Raw genomic sequence first — 23,618 nt, 5'->3', positions numbered from 1 at the left:
GGGGGCGGCGGATCGCGGGCGCGTTGCCGGTCGGTCCCACGGCGGCCCCACGTCTGGCCGTCGCCGTCGGCGCGCTGCTTGCGCTGCTCGTGCTGCTCGCGCTGGCCGAGTCGATCAACGCGGGCAGTGAGACGCAGCCGGCCATGGGATACACGGTGAGCGTGCCGGCGGGCGATCCGGCCGCGCGCATCGGCGGCCCGCCTCCGGCGTACACCCCCGAGGCGGTGCCCACAAGCGCCGCGGAGACGCAACCGACCGGGGCAGGGCCGCGCGGCGGCGGCGCCGGTGCGCCGCTCAACATCATGATCTTCCCGTTGCTCGCCCTGGCCACCACGCTTCCGCTGCTCCTGCTGTGGAGGCAGCCGCGGGTCGCGGCCGTCCTGATCTGCGCGGCGAGCGTGTTGTCGATCGTGGGTTTCCACGCGCTGACGGTGGCCGGCCTGATTGCGCAGCTGATCGCCGCTTACCGGTGCGGCCGCCATGGCGCGCCCGCCCCGGCCGTGCTCGTCACCGTGCCGTTCCCGGTGCTGGCCGTGGTGCTGGAGCTGACCGGTGCGACGGGTGGTGACCAGGTCCGGGTGCTCACGCTGGTGGCCGCCTGCCTGGCTCCGGCCGCGGCGCTGGGCGGGATCGCGCGCCGGGCTCACGGCAAGGCCCTGGCCGACACCGTCGCGCGACAGGTTGTCGCGGACAGCCTGCTGGAGCACACCGCCCGAGGGGAGCGGGCGCGCATCGCCCGTGAGTTGCACGATGTCGTCGCGCACCACATCTCCATGGTGGCCGTACAGGCGGAGACCGCCCGGCTGGCGGTCCCCGGGATGCCCGCCGCCGGAGCGGATCGGCTGCTGGCGATCGGCGACACCGCCAGAGCGGCGCTGACCGAGATGCGGCGGCTGCTCGGCGTGCTGCGTGAGGACGCGCAGGCGGAGGCGACCTGGCGGCCGCAGCCAGGCCTGCGCCTGCACGAGCTCAACGAACTGCTCGACGAGTCACGTGAGGCGTCGGGCGCCGGGACGCGGCTGATACTCCGCGGCACGCCGGTCGAGCTCGATCCGGGGGTGGAGCTGGCGGCGTACCGGATCATCCAGGAGGCGCTCACGAACGCGCGGCGGCATGCGCGGGGGGCCGCCGTGGACGTGGAGCTGCACTACACTGACGACGCCCTGCGGCTGGCCGTCCGTGACAACGGGCCCGGACCGTCCGGCGCGCAACAGGCCGGGCACGGCCTGGCGGGCATGCGCGAGCGCGCCGCGGCCGTCGGCGGCGAGCTGCGCACCGGTCCCGCACCCGGTGGCGGCTTCCTCGTCGAGGCTCGACTGCCGGGGAAGGACGCCGACGACGCGTCCACGACAGGCAGTGTCTCCGTGACAGGAAAGGACGCCAGCGACCCATGATCCGCGTGGTCATCGCCGACGATCATCTGGTCGTCCGGACCGGGTTCGCCGAGTTGCTCGACACCCAGCCGGACTTCGAGGTCGCCGGGACCGCCGCCGACGGGGCCGAGGCGGTGCGGGTCTGCCGGGAGGTGGCCCCCGACGTCGTGCTCATGGACGTGCGCATGCCGGGCATGGGCGGCATCGAGGCCACCAGGCGGCTCGCCGGCGCGGATGGGCCTCGCGTGCTCATCCTGACGACGTTCGACCTGGACGAGTACGTCTACGACGCGCTGCGCGCCGGGGCCAGCGGCTTCCTGCTGAAGGACGTCACCGCGGAGCGGCTCTTCGACGCGGTACGCGTGATCGCCGCCGGCGAGGCGCTGCTGGCTCCAGCGGTCACCAGGCGGCTGATCAGCGAATTCGCCCGCTTCGGGCCGAGATCCGAGGCGCCCGCGCTGTCGGCGCTGACGCCACGCGAGACGCAGGTGCTCCGGCTGGTCGCCGAAGGGCTGTCCAATCCGGAGATCGCGGCCCGGCTGATGGTCACGGAGGAGACGGTCAAGACCCACGTGAGCAGGGTGCTGAACAAGCTCGGGCTGCGCGACAGGACGCAGGCCGTCGTCGCCGCGTACGAGACGGGCCTGGTCGTGCCGCGCAGCCGGTCATGAGCTAGAAGTCGAAGTCGTCGATGTTGTCCTTGTTGAACACGGTCGGCTTGCCGAGCAGCACCTCGCCCTTGGCCCCGATCGTGTAGTCGCCCAGCTTGCCCGCCTTGAACTTCTCGCCCTCGGCGCCGGTGATCTGCCCGGAGGCCAGGGCCGCGGCCGCGTACGAGGCCAGGTAGCCCAGGTCGGCCGGGTTCCACAACTCGAACGCCTCGATGGTCCCGTCCTTGACGAACTTCCGCAGCTGGTTGGGGGTGCCGAGCCCGGTCAGCTTGACCTTGCCCTTGTACGGCGAGTCCGACAGGTAGCGGGCCGCCGCCGCGATGCCCACGGTGGTGGGCGAGATGATGCCGGCCAGGTCCGGGTACGAGCGCAGCAGGCCCTGGGTCTCGGTGAACGACTTCTGGTCGTCGTCGTTGCCGTAGGCGACCTTGACCAGCTCCATGTCCTTGTACTCGGGCTTCTTCAGCTCGTCCTTCATGAACTCGATCCAGGTGTTCTGGTTCGTCGCGTTCGGCGTGGCGGACAGCACCGCGATCTTGCCCTTGTGGCCGATCTGCTCGGCCAGGAGTTGCACCTCCGTACGGCCGAGGTCCTCGGCACTGGCCTGGTTGACGAACACGTGCCGGCCATCCGCGGCGGTGTCGGAGTCGTAGCTGACGACCTTGATCCCGGCGGCCATGGCCTGCTTGAGCGCGGGCACCACGGCGTTCGGGTCGTTGGCGGAGATGACGATGGCGTCCTGCTTCTGCTGCGTGAGCGTGTTGATGTAGGACACCTGCGAGGACGCGCTGGCGTCGGACGGGCCGACCTCCTTGCCTTCGCCGCCGAACTCCTTGGCCGCCTCGATCCCGCCGTCGTCGGCGATCGTGAAGTACGGGTTGTTGACTTGCTTGGGCAGGAAAGCGATCTTCAGCCCCTGCTTGAGCGGGGCGTTCGGGTTGGCCGCGGCCGACGACGCGGCGGTGGCGGCCGGAGCGGAGGACTGCTGCTGCTGTACGTCGGTCCTGGTGGTGCCGCCGCCGCACGCGGCCGTCAGCAGCACAAGTCCGGCTAGAAGCGCCGTCGGGCGCCAGGGGGTGCGCGTGGTCATGAAACGGACTTCCCTTCCAGTGGTGGTGATGTGCGCCGTCGCCGGATCGCCCCCAAGTTCGGCGCCAGCACGGATGCGACGAGCAGCAGGCCCGTCACGAAGTTGAGCACCTCGTTGGCCACGTCCGCCAGGATCAGCGCGTTGCGGACGACGCCGAGCAGCAGCACCGCCATCAGCACCCCCGGCAGCGTGCCCCGCCCGCCGAAGATGGAGACCCCGCCCAGCAGTACGGCGGCCACCACGGCCAGTTCCAGGCCGACGCCGTTGTCGGCGCGGGCGCTGGCGTACCGGAACGTGTAGACCAGGGACGCCAGCGAGGCCATCACGCCGGAGGCCACGAACAGCCAGAACTTGATGCGTTTGACCCGGATGCCGGAGAAATACGCCGCTTCCTCGTTCGAGCCGAGTGCGAAGATCGACCGGCCCAGGCCGGTCGCGTGCAACACCACGGCCGCCACCGCCGCCAGCACCGCGACCAGCACCGTCATCAGCGGTACGGGGCCGATCGAGGACGTCGCCAGGCTGGTGTAGGCAGGCGGCAGGTCGGCCACCGCCTGGTCGCCGAGCATCACGTACGCCAGCCCGCGGAACAGGGCGAACGTCCCGATCGTCACCGCCAGCGAGGGCAGCCCGAGCCGGGTGACCAGCAGCCCGTTGAACGCGCCGCACACCGCGCCGACCAGCAGGCAGATCGGCATGATCGCCTCGATCGGGAGCCCGGCGTTCCAGAGCCAGCCGAGCACCGCGCAGGACAGGCCGAGTGTGGAGGCCACCGACAGGTCGATCTCGGCTGCCACGATGACCAGGGTCATGGTCAACGCCATGAGGGCGATCTCGGTGGTGTCGAGCAGCAGGAACGAGACGTTGGAGGTGTTGGCGAAGCCGTCGACCCCGAGCGCCGCCCAGCCGGCGACCCCGACGAGCAGGACCAGGATCAGGCCCTCCCAGCGGCGGGCCAACCTGGTGAGGTCCCGTTCGGCGGGACGGCTCAGGTCAGTGGTCATCGTGGAACCTCCGGCGGCGCAGGGCGGCGGCCACCCGCAGCGCGAGCAGCCTGTCGAGGACGATGGCGGCGATCAGCAACGCGCCGTTGATCGCCGTCTGGGCCAGGGCGTCGACCCGCAGCACGGCCAGCGCGCTGGTGATGCTCGCCAGCAGCAACGCGCCCAGCGCGGCCCCGTACACGGTGCCGCTGCCGCCGAAGATGGCCACCCCGCCCACCACCACGGCGGCGATCACGTCGAGCTCCTTGCCGGTCGCCACGGTGGCGTCCACGGTGCCGAAGCGGGCCGCCCACATGACCCCGGCCAGCCCGGCCAGGGCACCGTTGGCCACGAACGCCGCGATGATCCTCCGCCGTACCCTGATCCCGGCCAGCACCGCGGCCTCGGGGTGGGAGCCGATGGCGTACAGCTCGCGCCCGGAGCGGAAGTTACGCAACATCCAGCCGACGACCAGCAGCACGGCCAGGGCGACCAGCGCGGGCAGGGGGACGCCGAGCACCGAGCGGGTGCCCAGGGACAGGAAGCCCTCGGGCATGTCGGCCGCGTTCACCTGCCGGCCGCCGGCCCAGGCGTAGTCGATGCCGCGGAAGGCGTACAGGGTGCCGAGTGTGGCCACCAGCGCGGGCACCTTGGCCGCGCCGACGAGCAGCCCGTTGACGGCGCCGCAGGCCGCGCCGAGCAGCACGCACCCGGCGATCACCACCGGGATCGGCACGCCGGGGTGGTCGGCGAGGATCAGCGCGCCGCCGAACGCCGACAGTCCCACGACCGAGCTGACCGACAGGTCCACGTTGCGGGTGATCACGACGAGTGTCTGGCCGACGGCGAGCAGGGCCACGATGGAGGAGTTGAGCAGGATGTCGCGCAGGCTGCCGTAGGTCAGGAAGCTCGGGTTCACCGCGCCGGTGACGCCGAACAGGGCGGCGAGCGCGACCACGATGCCCAGCTCCCGCACCCGCGCGACCCGGTCCACGAGCCGCCTGCCCCCGTTGCGCCGCACGGTCTCGGTCTTGGTGGCGGTGGCGGTCACGTGACGCTCCTTCCGGTGGCGGCGGCCATCACGCTCTCCTCGGTCGCCGCCGCGCGGTCGAGCTCGGCCACCAGCCGCCCTTCGTGCATGACCAGCACCCGGTCCGCCATGCCCAGCACCTCCGGCAGCTCCGATGAGATCATCAGCACCGCCACCCCGCTGCCCGCCAGCTCCGACAGCAGCCGGTGCACCTCGGCCTTGGTGGCCACGTCGATCCCCCGGGTGGGCTCGTCCACGATCAGCACCGACGGCCTTCGCGCCAGCCACTTGGCCAGCACGACCTTCTGCTGGTTGCCGCCGGACAACACGTTCACGGGATCCGTCAGCCGGGCGAACTTCAGCCGCAACCGCACCGCCCAGTCCCTGGCCCGCTCCCGCTCGGCCGGCCGCGAGATCAGCGGCCCCTTGTGGAGGGCCGCCAGCCCGGCCAGCCCGATGTTGCGCTCGATCGACAGGTCCATGACCAGGCCCTGCTGCCGCCGGTCCTCGGGGACCAGCGCCAGCCCCGCCGCCATCGCCGCCGTCGGGCTGGCCGGCCGCAGCCGTCTGCCGTCCACCTCCACGCTCCCGGCGTCCCACCGGTCGATGCCGAACACGGCCCTGGCGACCTCGCTGCGCCCGGCCCCCACCAGCCCGGCCAGCGCGACGATCTCGCCCCGCCGCACCTCGAACGACACGTCGGTGAAGATCCCCTCGCGGGTGAGCCGGCGTACGCTCAGCGCCACCTCCCCGGTGTCCGTCTCCTGCTTGGGGAACAGGGATTCCAGCTCCCTGCCGACCATGCGGCGTACCAGGTCGTCGGGGGTGATGTCGGCGATCGGGTGGCTCGCCACGAAGCCGCCGTCCCGCAGCACGGTCACCCGCTGGCAGAGCTTGAAGATCTCCTCCAGCCGGTGCGAGATGAACAACAGCGCGCAGCCCTGCCCACGCAGCGCCTCCGCCACGCCGAACAGCCGGGCGACCTCCTTGCCCGACAGCGCGGCGGTCGGCTCGTCCATGATCAGCACCCGCGCCTGCCGCGACAGCGCCTTGGCGATCTCCACGAGCTGCTGGTCGGCGATGGACAGCCCGCGGGCGGGCCGGTCGGGTTCGAGCTGCACGCCCAGCCGGGCGAACAACTCGGCGGCGGCCGTACGCATGGCTCGCCGGTCGATGCCGAAACGGGACCGCGGCTGGCGGCCCATGAAGATGTTCTCCATGACCGACAGGTCAGGGAACAGGGTCGGCTCCTGGTAGATCACCGCGACCCCGGCCTGCTGCGCGTTCGCGGGCCCGCCGAACTCCACCGGCTCGCCGTCCAGCAGGATCCGCCCGGCGTCCGGCTGGTGCACGCCTGAGAGGATCTTCACGAGGGTCGACTTGCCCGCGCCGTTCTCGCCGGCGAGGGCGTGCGCCTCGCCGGCGTACAAATCCAGAGAGACCTCGCGTACGGCGCGCACCGCGCCGAACGCCTTGCTGACCTGTGAGAGGGACAGAACGGGAGTGTCTTCCATTGCCGAACTCCCGGCAAAATCGTTTTAAGCGGTGGGAGGACGTTAGATCAGCGAATGGCGGTGCGTCAATGGTCGGTTGAACGGATATTTCCCGAACGTCTGGAGTCGCGGGCGCGTGCGCAAATTGTTACGTTTTAACAGCGTCTCTCGTGGGAAAGTTGGGACATTCGGTACGGCGATATTTGCCGGGTGGCATGCCGTACGCCCGCTTGAAGGCGTTGGCGAAGGCGAACTCCGAGCCGTACCCGACCCGGGAGGCGATCTCGCTCAGCGCGGCGTCCGACTCCCGCAGCAGCCGACCGGCGCTGGCCAGGCGCCACCACGTGAGGTACGTCAGCGGCGGCTGCCCGACCAGCGTGGCGAACCGGCGGGCGAACGCCGCCCGTGACAACCCGGCCCGCGAGCCCAGCTCCGCGACCGTCCACGGGCGGGCCGGATCGCGGTGCATGGCGTCCAGCGCGATGCTGATGCCGGGATCGGCCAGCGCCTGCGACCAGCCCGCGACCGTGCAGTGCTCAGGCTCACCCTCGTGCCAGGCGCGCAGGATGAACAGCAGCAGCATGTCGAGCAGGGACGCGACGACCGTGTCCGCGCCCAGCCGCGGGCGCTGGATCTCGGCTCCCAGGAGCTCCACGGCGGCACGCAACTCGGGGTGGCGGCCCAGCCTGGCCGGGAGGTGGATCATCGCGGGCAGGTCGCGCAGGATCGGGTGGGCCCGGGTCGGGTCGAGCTCGTAGCCGCCGCAGAGCAGGACCGTGGCGGCGCCGGGGCCGTCGATCGACGCGGAGGCGAACAGGTTGCCCTCCTCGCTCAGCGGATCGCACTCCGGCTCGGCCACCGGCGTGGACGGGCTGTCGGCCATGGCGAAGCCGTCACCGTGCGGGAAGAACACCACGTCGCCCACGGAGAGCGCGATCGGCGGGCCGTCCGGCGGGAGCAGCCAGCTCGACCCCTGCAGGACCACCTGGAAGCCGGCCGAGCCGGGCACGGAGGGGAAACGTTGTCCCCAGGGGGCGTGCCACTCGATGCGGGCCGAGCGGGGCCGCCCGGTGCGCATGATGGAGATCACATCGCTGAGCACGTCCATAGCGGCACTCTATACCGTGAGACGACGACGTATAAACAGAAGACATCAGCGCATTGGTTGTCTCGCATCGGGCTTCTACGGTTGATCGCGACAGAAGGAGTGCGTTGTGAGGCGAGTCTTGGTGGCCGGCGCGACCGGAACGGTCGGCCGGCACGTGGTGGCGTTGACGCGAGCGGCTGGGGCCGAGGTCACGGCTTTGAGCAGGAGCACGGGTGATCTGACGGATCCTGGCTCGCTGCCGCTCGACGGGGCGGAGTCAGTCTTCCTGGTGTGGCCGTTCGGCACGGCGAAGGGCGCGCGGGAGGTGATCGAGGCACTCTCCGGGCGGACCCGGCGCTCCGGGGGGTCGGTCGGGGCCGGTTGGCCGGGGAAAATCGTCTACCTCTCCTCCGCCGCGCTGCGCGACCATGAGCGCGAGGTGGAGCGGCTGATCGAGGAGTCGGGGCTGGAGTGGACGTTCCTGCGCCCGCACGCGTTCGCGGCCAACGCCCTGCGGTGGGCTCGGCAGGTGCGGGCGGGGGCGGTCCGCGGCGCGTACGGCCAGGCCGCCATGCCGGTGGTGCACGAGCGGGACATCGCGGCCGTGGCCGTGCGGGCGTTGCTGGACGACGGGCACCATGGTGCGGCGTACGAGCTGACGGGGCCGGAGCTGATCACGCAGGCCGAGCAGGTGCGGATCATCTCCGAGGTCACCGGGATCCCGGCCCGATGGGAGGAGATCCCGCCGGACCGGGCGCGCGCCGGCCTGCTGGCCAGGGGCTGGCCGCCCGAGGCGGTGGACGGTGTCCTGCGGGCCCAGGCGACCATGGCGGCATCGGTCACCTCCACGGTGGAGGAGGTCACGAAGAGTCCCGCGCGCACGTTCCGGGAATGGGTGGCGGAGCAGGACTTCCGGACGCTTCCCGAAGCGGCGCCCACGATGCGCGCGGCACGCATCCACCGGTTCGGGGACGCGTCGGTGATCCGCCAGGACGAGGTCCCCACGCCCCGGCCGGGCCCCGGGGAGGTGCTCGTCGAGGTGGCGGCCACGTCGTTCAACCCGTCGGAGGTCGGCCTGCGGTCGGGGCTGCTGCCCGAGGTGTTCCAGGCGACCCTGCCGCACACGCTCGGCTGGGACGTCTCCGGCACGGTCGTCGAGGTGGGCACAGACGTCACCACCCTGGCGCCGGGCGACCGGGTCTTCGGCATGGTGAGCGGCGCCGCGGCCGAGTACGTCGTCGCCCCCGCTGACGTCCTGGCCAAGGCCCCGGAGAGCATCCCGCTCGCCGACGCGGCCACCGTTCCCGTGGCCGGGCTCACCGCCTGGCAGGCGGTCTTCGAGCATGCCCGCGTCACGCCGGGACAGCGCGTGCTGATCAACGGCGCCGGCGGCGGCGTGGGCCGGTTCGCCGTGCAGCTGGCCAAGGCGGCAGGCGCGCACGTGACGGCCACGGCCGGCCCGCGCAGCGCCGCCGCGGTGAAACGGCACGGCGCCGACGCGGTCGTGGACTACACCGTGGCCGCGCTGCCCGGCGGCATGGACGTGCTGCTGAACCTGGCCGCGGTCACCGAGGACGCGGCCAAGGCCTTGGCCGGGCTGGGCCGGCTGACCGTCACGATCGCCGCTCCGATCGAGGGCGGCACGCACTTCGTGATGCGCTACGACCCAGAGCACCTGGCCGCCATGGCGGCCATGATCGACGAGGGGCGGCTCGTGGCCGAGGCCACGGAATCTCACCCTCTGTCGGAGCTTCCCGAGATCCACCGCAGGGCGGAAGCGGGCGACGTACACGGAAAGATCACGCTCTATCCCTAAGGATGCCGCTCAGGACCCCGGCCTGAAGTGCTGGAGCACCTCGGGATTCGCCATGGCGTCGGGATTGGCCGCCTCCTCCACCGGCGTGCCGAGCAGGATCTTGCGTACCGGAACCTCCAGCTTCTTGCCCGACAGGGTGCGGGGGATGCCGGGCACGACGCGGATCTCGTTGGGCACGTGCCGGGGAGACAGCTCCTCGCGCAGGGCCGCGCAGAGGGCGCGTTCCAGCGACTCGGTGAACTCGGCTCCCTCGGCCAGGGCCACGTACAGGAGCAGCCGCCCCTCCTGACCGAGCTTCCCCGTGTCGATCACGAGACTGTCGGCGATCTCCTCGAACCGCTCGACCACACGGTAGAACTCGCTGGTGCCCATCCGGACGCCACCGCGGTTGAGCGTCGAGTCGGAGCGGCCGTAGATCACGCAGCTGCCGTCCTGGTTGATCTTGATCCAGTCGCCGTGCCGCCACGCGCCCGGATAGACGTCGAAGTAGCTCTCGGTGTACCGCTCGCCGCCCGGGTCGTTCCAGAACATCACCGGCATCGACGGCATCGGTTGCGTCAGCACCAGCTCGCCCACCTCGCCGACGACCGGCTTGCCCATGGGGTCGAACGCCTCCACCTTCGCCCCCAGCGACCGGCACGGGATGATCCCCGCCCTGATCGGGTGGAGCACGGTGGCTCCGACGAACCCCGTGCACACGTCGGTGCCGCCGGAGAACGACCCGATCGGCACCCCGGGCAGCTCGGCCGCCACCCAGGCGAACCCTTCGGGCGGCAGCGGCGACCCGGTCGAGCCGACGCCCCGCAGCCGCTCCAGCCCGGACGGCCGCACACCTGCCTTCAGCGAGGCCATGATGTACGGCGCCCCGACCCCGAAGTACGTCACGCCCTCCGAATCGGCGATCCGCCACAACGCGCCGGGCGACGGATGCGTGGCCGAGCCGTCGTACATCACCGGCGTGGCCCCCACCAGCAGGGCGCCGATGAGGTAGTTCCACATCATCCAGCCCGTGGTGGTGTACCAGAAGAACACATCGCCCTCGCCCAGGTCCTGGTGGAACGAGAGCGACTTGAGGTGCTCCAGCACGACCCCGCCGTGGCCGTGCACGATCGGCTTCGGCAACCCGGTCGTGCCGCTGGAGTAGAGGATCCACAGGGGATGGTCGAACGGCACCCGCTCGAACTCCAGCGGCCACTCCTCGGCCCGCAGCCCCTCCCAGCCGATCACCTCGCCGTGCGGCATCTCCTGGGTGTGCGCCGGGGCGGGCTCGGCCTGCTGCGGCGCGCGGCCCTCCTCGGCCGCCGTCAGGTACGGGATCCACACGGTCGCACGGAGCGAGGGCAGCTCGGCGGCGATCTCGTTGACCGCGGCCGAGCGGTCGTAGCTCTTGCCGTTGTAGTGGTAGCCGTCGACCGCGATCAGCACCTTCGGCTCGATCTGCTTGAACCGGTCGACGATGCTCGGCACCCCGAAGTCGGGCGAGCCGGCCGACCAGATCGCGCCCAGCGAGGCGGTGGCCAGGAAGGCGATCAGGGCCTGCGGGATGTTCGGCAGGTAGCCGGCCACCCGGTCGCCCCGCGTCACGCCCAGCCGGACCAGCCCGGCACGCACGCGGGCGACCTCCTCGCGCAGCTCGGCGCGGGTCAGCTCCTGGCGGGCGCCGTCCTCGGAGACGAACACCAGGGCGGTGCCGTCAGTGCGGCGCAGCGCGTTCTCGGCGTAGTTGAGCGAGCTCCCGGCGAACCACTGCGCCCCGGGCATGGTGCCGGACACCACCGGCCCGTCGCCGCGCTCCCCGATCACGTCGAAGTAGTCCCAGATCGACGCCCAGAACTCCGCCGGGCGATCGACCGACCACCGCCACAAGTCCTCGTAGGACTCGTCCCGCCGTCCCAGCCATCCCATATAGCGGGTCAACCGGGCCCTTCCGACCACCTCTTCGCTCGGCTCCCAGAGAAGCTCGCCCTCAGCAACCATGTGCCCCATCCTGTCGCCCGATCAGTGGGAGGACATACCTGTACCCCTCACACAACTGACTATCTCCGTAGGTGGTCCACCGCCATACGCGCGGCCGTGCCGATGACGGCGTCGGCACGCGGCTGGTTGAGCGCGGTGCTGAAGGAACGGGTGAAGACCGCCACCGCGTAGCGCCGGCCGTCGGGATATTCGACGACACCGGACTCGGTACGCAAGGTGGGCAGCGTGCCGGTCTTGCCGCTGACCGCGACGTCGTCGTACGGGAAGCCGGAGGCCAGCCGATGCGGCCACACCTGCATGTTGAGCACGGTACGCATCCAGGCACAGGACGCGACCGAAGCCGCCTCGTCCCGCCAGATCAGCCCGAACAGCCGGGCCATCTCGCGCGGCGTGCTGCGGTTCGCCCGTGCCGGGTCGAGCGAGGTCAGCCTGGCCACCTCGTCGGCGTCCACGTACGGCCAGCCGTGGCCGGTGTCCCTGCGCATGCTCTCGTTGAGCTCCCGGCAGCTCTGCGACACCCGGGTCGAGCCGAGCCCGTAGCGTGCCAGCATGGCGTTGACCGCGTCCATCCCGACCCGCGCCAGCAGCACGTCCGCCGCGCTGTTGTCGCTCACCGCGATCATCAGGTACGCCAGGTCGCGCAGCGAGATCGTCACGTCGTCGAGCATGGCCGAGATCCCCGTCGGCCCCGGCACCCGGTCGCCGGCCGTCACCGTCACCCGGCTGGTCGGGTCGAGCAGCCCGGCGTCGGCCTGCCGGCAGAACTCGACCAGGAGCGGCACCTTGAACATCGACGCCGTGGGCAGCTGCTCGTCCGCCCCGTGACCGACCTCCCGCCCGGAGTCGAGGTCGGCCGCGTACAGCCAGCCGGTGACGCCCGCCATCCGGAACAACGTCTCGAAGTCCGGCCCACTCATGCCATCATCCCCGGCCTGCGGCTGATCCGCCGCGCGGGCACGGCGCCTTCGCCCGTCATCCCGGCGCTCTCCTTCAACGTCCGTACGGCCACGGCTGAGAAGTCGTCCACGCGCTTGTTCATGGGCATCGTGGTCGCCCGCCAGGCCGTGGAGATCCGGCACGCGATCGGCGAGCCTAGCAGCGGCCGCCATGCCAGCCCCGGAATCTCGACCTTCGGCCCGAACGCCACCGCCGCGCCCGCCAGCACCAGCCCGAGCCCGGCGCCCTCGTGCACCTGCGTAGGGACGTAACCGTGGCGTCGGCACTCCGACAGCGTCTCGGCGTGCATGCCGGGCTCGCCGTCCTTGGGCGGCATCAGCAGCTCCCGCCCCGCCAGGTCGGCCAGGTGCACCTCGCCCACGCCGGCCAGCGGATCGCCCGCGGCCAGCAGCACACCCTGGATCTGGACGAGCGGCTCGCCGAAGCGCAGTCCCGGCGCGGTCACGGGATGCCGGACGAGCCCGACGTCGATCACGCCCTCCGCCAGCGCGGTCACCTGGTCGGCGGTCCAGATCTCGGCGGGCGTGAGGCGTACCTCGGGATGGGTCTCGCGGAAGCCCGCGACCAGGGCGGCGATCACGGCGGCGCCCAGGTCGGGTGGGACTCCGACCTTGAGCATCGTGCCCTCGCCGTGCCTGGCCAGCTCGTGCAGGCGGTCCACTCTGGTCACGATCTCGCGGGCCTCGCCGAGGAGCAGCCTGCCTGCCTCGGTGAGGCGTACCTGGCGTGCGGAGCGGTCGAACAGGCGGGTGCCGAGCTCCTCCTCCAGGCGTTTGATGCGCTGGCTGAGCGGGGGCTGGGCCATGCCGAGGCGGATCGCGGCGTTGCCGAAGTGCAGTTCCTCCGCCACTGCGATGAAGTAGCGAAGATGGCGGACCAGGTCCATGACCAGCCACTATATCCAGATTCGTATCTATGAGGAGGTCATATCAGTATTGGACACACTTGCCGGACTTCTGGTGTTCTCTGCCCATGGCACCACAAACGGGGACAATACGACGGCGGCGGTCACGAAGGTGGCCGTGGATCACGGCGGGCCTGCTGGTTCCGGCCGTCGCGGCGGGAGGCGTGATCTGGGCGCTGCGCACGCAGGGCTCGCCGGAGGAGACCGCCGATCGCTACCTGGCGGCGTGGACCGCGCAGAATTACGGGGCGATGCGGGCGCTCGTCGCCGACCCGCCCGCCGACTTCGAGGCCCGGCACAAGCGTTTCCGCACCGATCTCAAGGTCACGCAGGCCGCCTTCCACCGGCCGCGCCCCACGGGCGTCTTCGCGAGCTCCGGCGGGGACACCGTGTCCTTCCAGGCCAAGCTCGCCGGCGGGCACGACTGGGACTACAGCGGCCGGCTCAAACTGGTCGAACGCGACCGCACCTGGAAGGTCGCCTGGACACCCGCCACCCTCCACCCCCTGCTCGCGCCCGGCCGCTCGCTGCGGGTGGTGGCGGAGAAGGGCGACCCGCTGCAGGTCTTGGCGGCCGACGGCACGCCGGTCAACACCCCGGACGCGCCCGGCTCGGTGCAGCAGCTCGTCGAGGGGCTCAGGCAGACCTACCCCGACCGCTTCAAGGCTCCCGACCGCTCCAGAATCGACCTCTACCAGGGGGACGAGCGCATCAGGACCGTCGTCGAAGCCGGCGGTAACCGGCCGCTCAAGACCACACTCGACCTGGCCGTCCACCGTGCCGGGGCCGCGTCCCTCGAGGGTGTGCGCAAGCCGGCCTCGCTGGTGGCGCTGCGGGCCTCGACGGGGGAGATCATGGCGGTGGTCAACAAGCCGGGCGGGTTCAACCGGGCGTTGCTCGGCAAGTATCCGCCGGGGTCGACGTTCAAGGTCGTGACGGCGTCCGCGCTGGTCGCGGGCGGGGTGTCGCCAGGTGAGCGGGTCACGTGCCCGGCCGAGAAGAACATCGGCGGTTTCCCGTTCCACAACGCCGGATTCAAGAATTACGGCACGTTGACGTTCCAGGAGGCGTTCGCGCACTCGTGCAACACGACGTTCGGCGAGATGAGCGTGGCGTCACTGAACGACGGGCGGCTGGAGGAGGTGGCCAGGAGTTTCGGCTTCGGGACGGCGATCATGCCGGGGGTGCCCGCCGTGCGCGCCGAGTTCCCCGCCCCCAAGGACGACACCGATCTGGCCTCCGCCTCGATCGGGCAGGGCCGGGTCCTGGCCAGTCCGCTGAACATGGCGTCGGTGGCCGCCGCCGTCGCCTCCGGCGCCTGGATCCCGCCCCGCCTCGTCACCGAGGAGCTGACCGGCCAGGACTCCGGGCCCCGGCCGCTCGATCCCGCGGTGGTGTCCGCCCTGCGCAAGCTCATGCCCGCCGTCGTCACGGACGGCACCGCCCACGCCGTACGCTTCCCGGCCGGCACGGCCGGCAAGACCGGCACGGCCGAGTACGGCTCCGGCGCGGAACCGCCGGCCCATTCGTGGTTCATCGGCTACAAGGGCGACGTGGCCTTCGCGATCATCGTCGAAGGCGCCGGCGCCGGCTCCACCGTCGCCGCCCCCGTCGCGGCCCGCTTCCTCACCGCCCTGCCCTGACCGCCCTGCCCTGACCGCCCGCCGCCTGCCGTGCGGTGCGGTGCGGTGGCAGGCGCGTCACCCAGAGCGCCCGGCCGGCCGGCGGTGACGATGGGATCAGCCGGCTTTGCGGCCGGCTGGGGAGGTGAGGCCGGCCACGGCGGCCACCACCTCCGAGGCGTTGGACAGGTCGGGCAGGACCAGGTCGGCACCGGCCTCGCGGAGCTCGGAGGTCATGGAACGCCCCGAGGCGACGCCGATCACCGCGGCCCCGCCGATCTTGGCAGCCTGCACGTCCCGCGTCGAGTCCCCGATCATCACGGTGTTGGCCGCCGTGAAGGGTGTCCCCAGGCGCTGCTTGGCCCGCCCCTGGGCGACCTGCAGCAGCGTCGCCTTGGGATAGGGCTCCTCGCCGTACCCCCCGAGCTCGAAGTCGATGTACTTGTCGAGCCCGAACGCCTTGAGCTTGTGCACGGCGTTGCTCTTGACCGTCCCCGTCAGCACCGTCTGCACCACGCCGTCCAGCCGGGACACCGACTTCAACGCGTCCCTCGCCCCCGGCATCATCCGCCCCTCCTTGGCCAGCCGCCCGCGCCGGTCGGCGAAGGCCGCGGCGAGGGCCGACAGGAACCGGGGCAGATGATCGTCCTCGGCCTGGATCCCGTTGACGGCGAGCGTCTCGAAGACGATCTCGGAGTCCGGACGGCCCATCGGCGGGACGAGCTTGACCAGTGGCCGGCCGGTCACGGCGCGGAACGCCTCGGCGTAGGCGTCTCTGGACACGATGGCGACGTCGACCAGCGTCAGGTCGACGTTCCACAGCACAAGGCGATTAATGGCAGCCTCCTGAGGGGGACAACTGCAAGGGTACGGGTGCTGCCCCGCCAAAGTTCTCCACCCGGACGATTTCGGTCGCGGATTATGCGTAGTCCAGGGCGTCGGCCAGCGTGTCGGTCACCGGGAACCCCGTGCTCTCCAGCTCGGCCCGCGTCGTCATCCCGCCGGTGTAGAGCACGGCCTTGGCCCCCACGTGCTTGGCCGCGAGCCCGTCGTCCACGCTGTCGCCGATCACCAGGATCTCGCCGGGGTCCACGCCCATGGCCTGGATGTGCGCCACCATGTGCGCGGCCTTCTCGCCGCCCGTGGTGCCGAGCAGTCCGTCGATCCTGGTGAAGTGTCCGCTGATGCCGAACGAGTCGACCTTGGGCACGAGGTGCGCGTGCGGCGCCATCGAGCAGAGCGACTGGGTGCCGGTCCAGCTGGCGAGCACGAGCTCGGCGTCGGCGGCCAGCCCGCAGGCGTCGCTCAGCCGGAAATAATGCTCGTGGAACCCGTCGTCCAGCAGCTCCCACTCACCCTCGGTGAGCGGACGGCCCAGCAGGCGCTCATAGGCGACCCAGATGGGCCGCGTGTAGACGGCGCGGAAGCCGTCGGCGGTCAGCGCGGGCAGCGCGTACGGTCTGAAGACCTCGTTGGTGGCCCCGACCACGGCGTCGATGTCGTGGAAGAGCGTGCCGTTCCAATCCCAGATGATGTGCTTCGTCATTTGACGTTCAGCCTAGTGGGCGGCTGTGACATTCCCATGAACAGAACGTGCTGGGTCGGGACCTTGCGAGGGGCGGCTCCGCAAGGTCCCGTCGAAGTGATCCATGTCATGGTCTCAGCAGGTCAGGGATCTCCTGGGTCGCGTACCACATGAGCTCGTGGGCCTCCGCCCCGTCCACCTTGAACCGGGCGTCGTCATCGCCCTGGTCGGAGGCGGGCAACGCGTCGATCGCGGCCTCGATGTCGGGCGTCGCGCCGAGGTCGTCGATGTGCACCGACGCCACCTTGGCCATGGGGACCGGCTCGGAGAGGCGTACGCGTGCGCGTTCCTCGAGATCGACGCCCGCGGAGACCGAGTGGTCCGGCACCTCGGCCGCGACCACCACCCTGCGGGGCGCGGCGGCGACGCCGTCGGCGCGGTCGGCGGTCAGCATCCGCAACGAGGCGCGGGCCGCCTCGGTCAATGCGACGTATTCGAGCTCCTCGGTGTCTCCCGAGGCGTACCACTCGGTCAGCGCGGGGGTCACCGCGTAGCCGGTCAGCGGGGCCGGGCCCAGCTCTCCCGCTTCGACGGCCGTGGCCAGTGCTGGGAGAGTGCACGGCAGATAGACGCGCATCACGAACCTTTCGTGCCTTCCGGCCGAGCTCTGCTCGGCGCGCTGAGACGGATGTCCTCGCGTGGCTGCGGATCCATCTCAGCCGTTGAGGTCACTATGATGCCCGCCGCAACGTGAGGCGTAGGAGAGACTCGAGTTCTGTGATGGTTGTGTCCGCGTCGCGGTGGTGGATGCCGGTCATGCCGAGTGCGCGGGCGGCCAGGATGTTGGCCTCGATGTCATCGATGAACACGCACTCCTCGCCCGTCAGCCCGACCTGCCCGAGGGCGTAGTGAAAGATGCGCGGCTCGGGCTTGCGCATGCCGATCTCGCCGGAGATCACCACCGCGTCGAAGAACTCGTGCCAGTCGTCACGCGGGTATTCGTTGGACCAGGAATTGGACACCAGGCACGTCTTGACGCCGTGCTCGCGTACGTCGCGCAGCATGTCGTACATGGCCTCCACCCGCTCGAACCCCGCGAACATGCGTTCGAGCAGGCCTTCGGCCACGGGCGGCACCCCGTCCAGGGTCAGCAGCCGGACGGCGAGATCGCGTTCGAAGGCGGGCCCGTCGAGCTCGCCCCGTTCGAGCGCGTGGATGGTGCTCTCCCCGTCGCCGTTGTAGGCGTGGTCGACCATCTCGCGCATCACGTGGCGGTAGTGCTCGCCGTCGATCCGGTCCCCCTCGATCCACTTGGCGATGGCGTCGGTGAGACCGGTGGTGAGCACCCCGCCCCAGTCGATCAGCACACCCGTGACCACGGACACCTCCTGGCTCGAATCTCGTTCTAGGGTAAGACCTCCATGGAACCGGCCGGCCCGGCGACATGCCTCACGAGGCTGTGCTACGAGGCGGTCGGCTGGTCGAGGCCGAAGAGCGGCAGGCACGCGGACAGGCCGTGGATCTCGAAACCGGGCGGCTCCGTCCAGTCCTCGGCGAACAGGCGGAAACGGCGGCTGACGGCAGGCTCGCCCCTGCGGTCGTAGATCGTGATCCCGTCCTCCCGGTAGCCGAGCTTCCGCGTCACCGCCAGCGAGGCGGGGTTGTCGTCGAACGCCTCCGTGACCGCGTGCGTCGCGCCGAGGCCGGCGAAGGCGAGGTGCAGGACGGCCGTACGCATCTCCGTGCCGATGCCCTTGCCCTGGAAGCGCCTGCCCAACCAGGAGCCTGAGCTGACGCCGCGGGTGACGGGGAAGTTCTTGCCCGAGATCCCCTGGGTGCCGACGATCCGGCCCTCGTACACGACGACGAGCTCGAGCGCCCAGTCGGCCGCCGTGAAGGCCCCCCACGTGCGGAACTGGTACTGCACCGTGCTCCTGGCCCGCTCGGCCGGCTCGGCCTCCGACCAGGGGACCAGGAAAGGCATGAACCCGTCCTCGTGGATGCCTTCGGCGGCGCGCTCGCCCAGCTCGTCGAGGTCGTCGAGGGTGGGGAGACGCAGCACCAGGCGGGGCGTCGTGAGGGAGAGCTGGAAGAGCGGCCAGTGACGCATAACGCCATATGGTCCCAGCCCGCTTGGCCGGCTCGCGACTCATTTTCCGAAATGACGTATTTAACAGGATTCATGAGATCGACGAGCTTTTGCTTGGCAAAACCTCTATTGGAGGTGAATTCTCGGCGATCCGGGTACCCGTCGATATATGAGCACAAAGGTACGGGGAATTGCCGCTCTGGTCCTCGGGTGCGGCTTGCCGTTCCTGGTGGGCGCGCCTGCCGGAGCGGAGACGGGGACGGACACGGACACGGACACGGTCGTCCTGAGGCCTGGCGATCGTGGCGCGAGCGTCCGGCTGCTGCAGCAGCGGCTGCACCACAGCGGCTACTACTTCGGCAGGATCAACGGCGTGTACGACGAGCAGACGAAGTTCGCCGTCTGGGCCCTCCAGAAGAACCGCAAGCTGGCGCCGAGGGGAGCGGTCGGCCCCGAGATCTGGAAGGCGCTGGAGCGGGAGCGCCGCGACCGCCCCATGGTCCCCAACGGGGGCGCGAACAGGGTCGAGATCGACCTGACCCGTCAGCTGCTCACCGTCTACCGCAACCGCCGCTCCGTTCTGACCTCGCACATCTCCACGGGCGCCGAGGTGAGTTACTGCGAGAACGGGCACTGCGGGAACGCGGTCACGCCGACGGGGGACTTCCGCGTCACCCGGCGTGCACCCGGCTGGACGACCGGGCGCCTCGGCTCGATGTTCAACTCGCTCTACTTCGTGGGCGGCATCGCGATGCACGGCTCGACGCAGGTGCCGCTGCGGCCGGCCTCGCACGGCTGCGTACGCCTGCCGATGACCGTCTCCAAGCGCCTGTACGAGATCGTCGACATCGGCGACCCCGTGTACGTGCGCGGCGCGTTCTACAAGCCCTGGGGCAGCCGGAAGAGCCGGGCGGGGTCGTAGGTGGCCTTCACCTCGGCCAGCCGCGCCGCGTTCGGCCCGTAATATGCGGTCCGCCAATTTCCCACATCAGGATCGATGTAGTTCACATAGGCATTATTCCCGAAATATCGGGACATGTCAGTGTGTAGCGCGCGAAGCCAGCTCCGGTCCATTCCGTCCTGGTAATACTGCACGCTGAAAAGCGCCGCCCGATGCGGGAACGCCGTGGCCGTCGGATTCACCCGGCCGATCGCGCCTCCCATGGCGTCCATCAGCACCATGTGCCGCCCGCCCCGCGCCACCCCTTTCACGAGTGCCCGGATCCCGTCCTCAGGCAGCCTCTGGTACGCCATGTGCGACTTGGCGGAGAACGTCGTCCGCGGGATCCGCCGGCACTCGGCCACCGGCATCGACGAGCAGCCGCCCATGATCTTCATGGCCTCCAGATGGGAGACCGTCCGCACCGAGCGGGACGAGGGCCGCCCGGCCCGCCCCACGAGCGGCGCCAGCAGCCGGTCGAGCGAGGACTTCCGGCCGAGATACGTGCCGACGAGCTCCACGTCCAGGCCGCCCGCCGACCGCGCCAGGTGCAACGACGACCACAGCTCGTCGGGCGCCGACGGGGCCCACGACTGCCACGCCCGCACCACCGCCCGCGCCTTCGCCCACGGCCAATGCAGGAAGAACACGGTCGCGTCGCCGGTCTCGAAGGTCCGGAACGTGAAGGACACGGCCACGCCGAAGTTGCCGCCGCCACCGCCTCTGCAGGCCCAGAACAGCCCGGGATGGCGGGTGGCGTCGCAGGTCAGCACGCGGCCGTCGGCCGTGACAACCCGTACGGACTCCAGGGCGTCGCAGGTCAGGCCATGCTTGCGGCCCACGACCCCGAGCCCGCCGCCGAGCGTGAGCCCGCTGATCCCCACCGTGGGGCAGGTGCCCGCGGGCACGCTCACGCCGTGCCGGGAGAGCCGGTCGTAGACGTCGATCAGCTTGGCGCCCCCGCCGATCGTGGCCCGGCCGTCGGCGTAGGCGACCGAGCGCATCCTGGACAGGTCGATCACCAGCCCGGTGCCGGTGGACCAGCCCGCGTACGAATGGCCGCCCGAGCGGGCGGTGACCGGGACACGGCCGGCCCGCGCGAACGCCAGGCACGCCGACACGTCGGCCGCGTTCTCGCAGTACGCGACCCCGCCCGGCCTGACCCGGTCGTAAGCCGGGTTGTACAGGCGGCGGGCGGCGGCGTACCCGGCGTCGCCGGGCAACACGAGCGTCCCCGCCAGCCGCCGGCGCAACCGCGCCCAGTCGGGCGGCGGCGCGGCCGGCGTCACCAGCGGCGCCAGCGGGGTCAGCGCGGCGGCACGCAGGACATCGCGCCGATCCATGGGCGGCGCGTCGCGCCACTCCACGGATGTGTCCTGGCGCGGCGAATCCCGGCGGTCCATCGGCGCCTCCCTCGTCATCGACGTCAATCGACTGATGAGACGCCCGGATGGTCCACCGGGTTTGGCAAAACCCTCATGTCACCCAGAGCTCATCCGGCCGTCCCCCGGGCTCTCGGAGCGGCGCCTACCCGCGTCAGCCGCGGCGCACTCGCCCCTGTCTTCATCATGCCGTCCTTGACCAGCCGCAACGGCGACCCGTTCGGCTTCGGAGCCGGCCCGCCGTGCCCGTCCCCGCTGTTCGAGCCCAGCCGCAGCGCCAGCGCCGGGCACATGTCGACCGCTCGCCGCGCCTCCCTGAGCATGAACTGGGGGATCTTCCTGAACGACGGGAACCCGTAGTCGTCCAGCTTCACGAACTCGGGCAGTAGATGGGCGCAGAGCCCGTGCCCGACGCAGCGGGACCAGTCGACCTCCAGGCGGTACTCGGGCTCGGGCTCGCGCTCGGGCATCGGCATGACGCCGCGTACCGGCCGCCCGCACGAGCCCTGCTCCAGGTGGAGCGCGATCTCGGCCTCGAACGAGTCCAGCGCCGACAACACGAACTTGGCCGTGCCGTCGGGGTGGAAGCACGCACCGCGCCGCTCCACCATGCGCACGGCCCGCCGGATCGCGTCGACCGAGCCGCTGCCCTCGACGAGGTCGCACATGAGCCTGGCCACGTCCGGCAGGCCGAGGCGGCACGGGCCGCACTGGCCCGCCGACTCGGCGGCCAGGTAGGAGGCGACCCTGGCGGCCTCGCCCAGCGAGCACGTGGACTCGCCGAGCGGGACGATGATCCCGGCCCCCAGGGTGGCCCCGGCCGCCTTCATGCCCTCGCGCGAGATCACGGCCGTCTCGACGGCGTCGGCTGACAACCACGCGCCGTGGTAGCCGCCGATGAGCACGCCGTCGCCGATCTCCGCCTCGCACAGGTCGAGCACGTCGGCCAGCATGGTGCCGGTGGGGGTCTCGATGACCGCCCCCTCGGCGGCGCCGCCGCTGACGGTGAGCAGGATCGTGCCGGGCTCCTTGCTGGTGCCGATCTCGGCGTACTTCTGCGGCCCGTACTCGGCGAGCAGCGCGAGCTGCGCGTACGTCTCCGTGTTGGACAGCAGCGTCGGCAGCCCGTCCACGCCGGACTGCGCGGCCCGCCTCTTGCGGCCGGGTGGAATGCCGTTCTCGCCGTTCACGGCATTGACGAGCGCGCCGCCCTCCCCGGAGATGAACCGCTCCTTGATGCCGACCACGCGGATCGGCACCCGGCTCTCGGCGCCGCCGGACACGTTCGCGGCCCGGCGCTCGGCCACGGCGGCGTTGACGGACGCCTCGGCGACCTCGCCACCGGCCGTGGCGAGGACGACCTCGCGGGCGCCCAGCGCCTCGGCGGCCAGCACCGCTCCGTCGAGGACCAGGTGGGGGTTGCGGGTGAGCAGCATGGCGTCCTTTGAGCTGGCCGGCTCGCCCTCTGCTCCGTTGATGAGGACGACGCACTCGCCGCCCGAGCCCACCGCGTCGGCGACGGCCCGCAGCTTGCGGGCGAACGGGAACGCGGCGCCGCCCCGCCCCCGCATGTCCACCTCGTTGGCCAGCGAGATGAGCTCGTCGAGTGAGCGGGGCTCCACGACGCCGTGGAGCGTGCGGTGGGCGGGCAGGTCGAGGCGCCGGCAGTGGTCGAGCCCGGCGGTCAGCCGGGCCGGACCCATGCGTAACACCCGTGGTACTCGAGCCGGAATCACGGTCGCTCCTTGGCGGTTGCGGTGGGGTTCATCCGGCCTCCCGGTATCTGCGTCGCGCCTCGGCGAGGCTCACCGGTGCGTTCGTTCTGGCGGTCGCAGAGGCTGCCGCGGCTGCCGCCGCGTTCCGCGTCGCGACCTTCTCGGGCCGCTCGGCGGGCACGCCCACGGCGGCGGGGGAGGTCACCGCGGGTCCTTCGACCCATTCGGCCACGACCGGAGGCCGGCGCAGCGAGGCCAGCACGCGCACGATCAGCGCTCCGCCGACCGCCGCCAGGCTGGCCACGTACGACCAGGCCACCCATCCGGCCGGCGGGCGGCCGGCCGTCAGTCCGTGCATGATCCCGATGGGCCAGGCCACGTACGCGGACGAGTGCAGCACCCGCCACATCCACGGCTTGGCCCGTACGGCGAAGCGCCCCCTGAGCATTCCCGTGACCACGGCCACGATCATCAGATCGAAGGCCAGCGTCCCGAGTGCCACGTAGATCCCGGCCACCGGCACGACCGCGGCCCCCAGTGGCACATGCCCCAGACTGATCATGAGCGAGATGTGCGTGACCAGATAGGCCAGCCCGATGAGAGCGGTGGCCCGGTGCGCGAGCTGTGCCCTGACCCGGTTGGCCGGCGAGAGGAAGACGCGTTCGGTGGTGATGATGCCGAGCGCGACCGTGGCGGTCAGCAGAACCAGGGCGAACACGCCCGCGTAGTACTCGAGGAAGCTCACCCCACGGCCGAGCAGCGCGATGCCGCGTTCCGTCCTGGTCAGCGCGAAGGCGGACAGCAGGAGGGCCATGACGGACGCACTGGCTCCCAGCCGGATGCTTCGGGTGTCCAGCTTGGTGGGAGCGTGCCGGGGGTGTCGTCTGTGGAGCATCTATTTCCCTCCAAGGTCGAGTGAGGGTGCGACTCGGAAGGCGGAATTGCCCTTCAGGGCGCGTTTCGG

At 71.1% G+C, this 23,618-nt stretch carries 21 protein-coding genes; 5 read left to right on the top strand and 16 right to left on the bottom strand.

The genetic code is table 11. From position 1 onward, the window contains the following. Together ETD86_RS18410 and ETD86_RS18405 are read left to right on the top strand one after the other, a co-directional pair. A partial coding sequence (locus ETD86_RS18410; RefSeq protein ID WP_211370128.1) for a sensor histidine kinase occupies window positions 1-1,394 on the top strand: 1,394 nt, incomplete at its 5' end. Continuing rightward, complete coding sequence (locus ETD86_RS18405; RefSeq protein ID WP_138667384.1) at window positions 1,391-2,044, top strand: response regulator; 654 nt, start codon at window positions 1,391-1,393, stop codon at window positions 2,042-2,044. The genes ETD86_RS18410 and ETD86_RS18405, both read left to right, overlap by 4 nt. A gap of 1 nt (window position 2,045) precedes the next feature. Here the strand turns inward: ETD86_RS18405 and rhaS are convergent, their stop codons facing one another. The 5 genes from rhaS to ETD86_RS18380 form a co-directional block, all read right to left on the bottom strand. Beyond that, the gene (gene rhaS, locus ETD86_RS18400; RefSeq protein ID WP_138667383.1) at window positions 2,046-3,134 is read right to left on the bottom strand and encodes a rhamnose ABC transporter substrate-binding protein; all 1,089 of its coding nucleotides are present in this window, start codon (window positions 3,132-3,134) and stop codon (window positions 2,046-2,048) included. Continuing rightward, window positions 3,131-4,138, bottom strand: coding sequence for an ABC transporter permease (locus tag ETD86_RS18395; protein WP_138667382.1), 1,008 nt, complete (start codon window positions 4,136-4,138; stop codon window positions 3,131-3,133). Before ETD86_RS18395 ends, rhaS begins: the two co-directional genes overlap by 4 nt. Next, window positions 4,128-5,168: an ABC transporter permease gene (locus ETD86_RS18390; RefSeq protein WP_138667381.1), complete on the bottom strand. Its 1,041-nt coding sequence runs from the start codon at window positions 5,166-5,168 to the stop codon at window positions 4,128-4,130. Before ETD86_RS18390 ends, ETD86_RS18395 begins: the two co-directional genes overlap by 11 nt. After that, window positions 5,165-6,661 carry a sugar ABC transporter ATP-binding protein gene (locus ETD86_RS18385; protein WP_138667380.1) on the bottom strand — a complete coding sequence of 499 codons (1,497 nt, stop codon included), beginning with the start codon at window positions 6,659-6,661 and terminating at the stop codon, window positions 5,165-5,167. Before ETD86_RS18385 ends, ETD86_RS18390 begins: the two co-directional genes overlap by 4 nt. A gap of 127 nt (window positions 6,662-6,788) precedes the next feature. Beyond that, a complete protein-coding gene (locus tag ETD86_RS18380; protein WP_138667379.1) occupies window positions 6,789-7,748 on the bottom strand; it encodes an AraC family transcriptional regulator in 960 nt (319 codons plus the stop codon). Between the two features lie 106 nt (window positions 7,749-7,854). Here ETD86_RS18380 and ETD86_RS59635 point away from each other — a divergent pair, with 106 nt between their 5' ends. After that, entirely contained in the window at window positions 7,855-9,543 is a 1,689-nt protein-coding gene (locus tag ETD86_RS59635; protein ID WP_342779284.1) for an alcohol dehydrogenase catalytic domain-containing protein, read from the top strand. Between the two features lie 9 nt (window positions 9,544-9,552). Here ETD86_RS59635 and ETD86_RS18365 read toward each other — a convergent pair whose 3' ends face one another. The 3 genes from ETD86_RS18365 to ETD86_RS18355 are packed head-to-tail and all read right to left on the bottom strand — an operon-like array spanning window position 9,553 to window position 13,363. Then, entirely contained in the window at window positions 9,553-11,520 is a 1,968-nt protein-coding gene (locus tag ETD86_RS18365; protein ID WP_138667378.1) for an acetoacetate--CoA ligase, read from the bottom strand. 59 nt (window positions 11,521-11,579) lie between these two features. Further along, window positions 11,580-12,437, bottom strand: coding sequence for a serine hydrolase (locus ETD86_RS18360; RefSeq protein ID WP_138667377.1), 858 nt, complete (start codon window positions 12,435-12,437; stop codon window positions 11,580-11,582). After that, complete coding sequence (locus ETD86_RS18355) at window positions 12,434-13,363, bottom strand: LysR family transcriptional regulator (RefSeq protein WP_138667376.1); 930 nt, start codon at window positions 13,361-13,363, stop codon at window positions 12,434-12,436. The genes ETD86_RS18360 and ETD86_RS18355 overlap by 4 nt, the downstream gene beginning before the upstream one ends. Before the next feature lie 182 nt (window positions 13,364-13,545). Between ETD86_RS18355 and ETD86_RS18350 the strand changes: the two genes are divergently transcribed. After that, entirely contained in the window at window positions 13,546-15,024 is a 1,479-nt protein-coding gene (locus ETD86_RS18350; RefSeq protein WP_246147984.1) for a penicillin-binding transpeptidase domain-containing protein, read from the top strand. 96 nt (window positions 15,025-15,120) lie between these two features. Here the strand turns inward: ETD86_RS18350 and ETD86_RS18345 are convergent, their stop codons facing one another. The 5 genes from ETD86_RS18345 to ETD86_RS18325 all read right to left on the bottom strand — a co-directional run bounded on the left by ETD86_RS18345 (window position 15,121) and on the right by ETD86_RS18325 (window position 18,638). Continuing rightward, the gene (locus ETD86_RS18345; protein WP_138667374.1) at window positions 15,121-15,828 is read right to left on the bottom strand and encodes an HAD family hydrolase; all 708 of its coding nucleotides are present in this window, start codon (window positions 15,826-15,828) and stop codon (window positions 15,121-15,123) included. A gap of 94 nt (window positions 15,829-15,922) precedes the next feature. Beyond that, window positions 15,923-16,549 (bottom strand): HAD family hydrolase, encoded by a 627-nt coding sequence (locus tag ETD86_RS18340; RefSeq protein ID WP_138667373.1) that lies wholly within the window; start codon window positions 16,547-16,549, stop codon window positions 15,923-15,925. A gap of 106 nt (window positions 16,550-16,655) precedes the next feature. After that, window positions 16,656-17,165: a DUF6912 family protein gene (locus ETD86_RS18335; protein ID WP_138667372.1), complete on the bottom strand. Its 510-nt coding sequence runs from the start codon at window positions 17,163-17,165 to the stop codon at window positions 16,656-16,658. 94 nt (window positions 17,166-17,259) lie between these two features. Next, the gene (locus tag ETD86_RS18330) at window positions 17,260-17,907 is read right to left on the bottom strand and encodes an HAD family hydrolase (protein ID WP_211370127.1); all 648 of its coding nucleotides are present in this window, start codon (window positions 17,905-17,907) and stop codon (window positions 17,260-17,262) included. Window positions 17,908-17,990: 83 nt separating this feature from the next. Next, entirely contained in the window at window positions 17,991-18,638 is a 648-nt protein-coding gene (locus tag ETD86_RS18325) for a GNAT family N-acetyltransferase (protein WP_138667370.1), read from the bottom strand. Between the two features lie 148 nt (window positions 18,639-18,786). Between ETD86_RS18325 and ETD86_RS18320 the strand changes: the two genes are divergently transcribed. Further along, window positions 18,787-19,539, top strand: a complete 753-nt coding sequence (locus ETD86_RS18320; protein WP_138667369.1) for a L,D-transpeptidase family protein — start codon at window positions 18,787-18,789, stop codon at window positions 19,537-19,539. Here ETD86_RS18320 and ETD86_RS18315 read toward each other — a convergent pair. From ETD86_RS18315 to ETD86_RS18305, 3 genes are all read right to left on the bottom strand, one after another. Further along, window positions 19,497-20,960, bottom strand: coding sequence for an FAD-binding oxidoreductase (locus tag ETD86_RS18315; protein WP_170223136.1), 1,464 nt, complete (start codon window positions 20,958-20,960; stop codon window positions 19,497-19,499). The genes ETD86_RS18320 and ETD86_RS18315 overlap by 43 nt on opposite strands. Window positions 20,961-21,049: 89 nt before the next feature. Beyond that, on the bottom strand, window positions 21,050-22,675 hold the full coding sequence (locus ETD86_RS18310; protein ID WP_342779283.1) for an NADH-ubiquinone oxidoreductase-F iron-sulfur binding region domain-containing protein: 1,626 nt from the start codon (window positions 22,673-22,675) through the stop codon (window positions 21,050-21,052). 28 nt (window positions 22,676-22,703) lie between these two features. Further along, complete coding sequence (locus ETD86_RS18305) at window positions 22,704-23,549, bottom strand: ferric reductase-like transmembrane domain-containing protein (protein WP_138667367.1); 846 nt, start codon at window positions 23,547-23,549, stop codon at window positions 22,704-22,706. Window positions 23,550-23,618 lie beyond the last annotated feature (69 nt).

It is taken from the genome of Nonomuraea turkmeniaca (assembly GCF_005889735.1).
In the GTDB taxonomy this organism is placed as follows: Bacteria; Actinomycetota; Actinomycetes; order Streptosporangiales; family Streptosporangiaceae; genus Nonomuraea; species Nonomuraea turkmeniaca.
The sequence above is the reverse complement of the archived record's forward strand: the minus strand, read 5'-3'. Positions and strand labels throughout refer to the sequence as shown.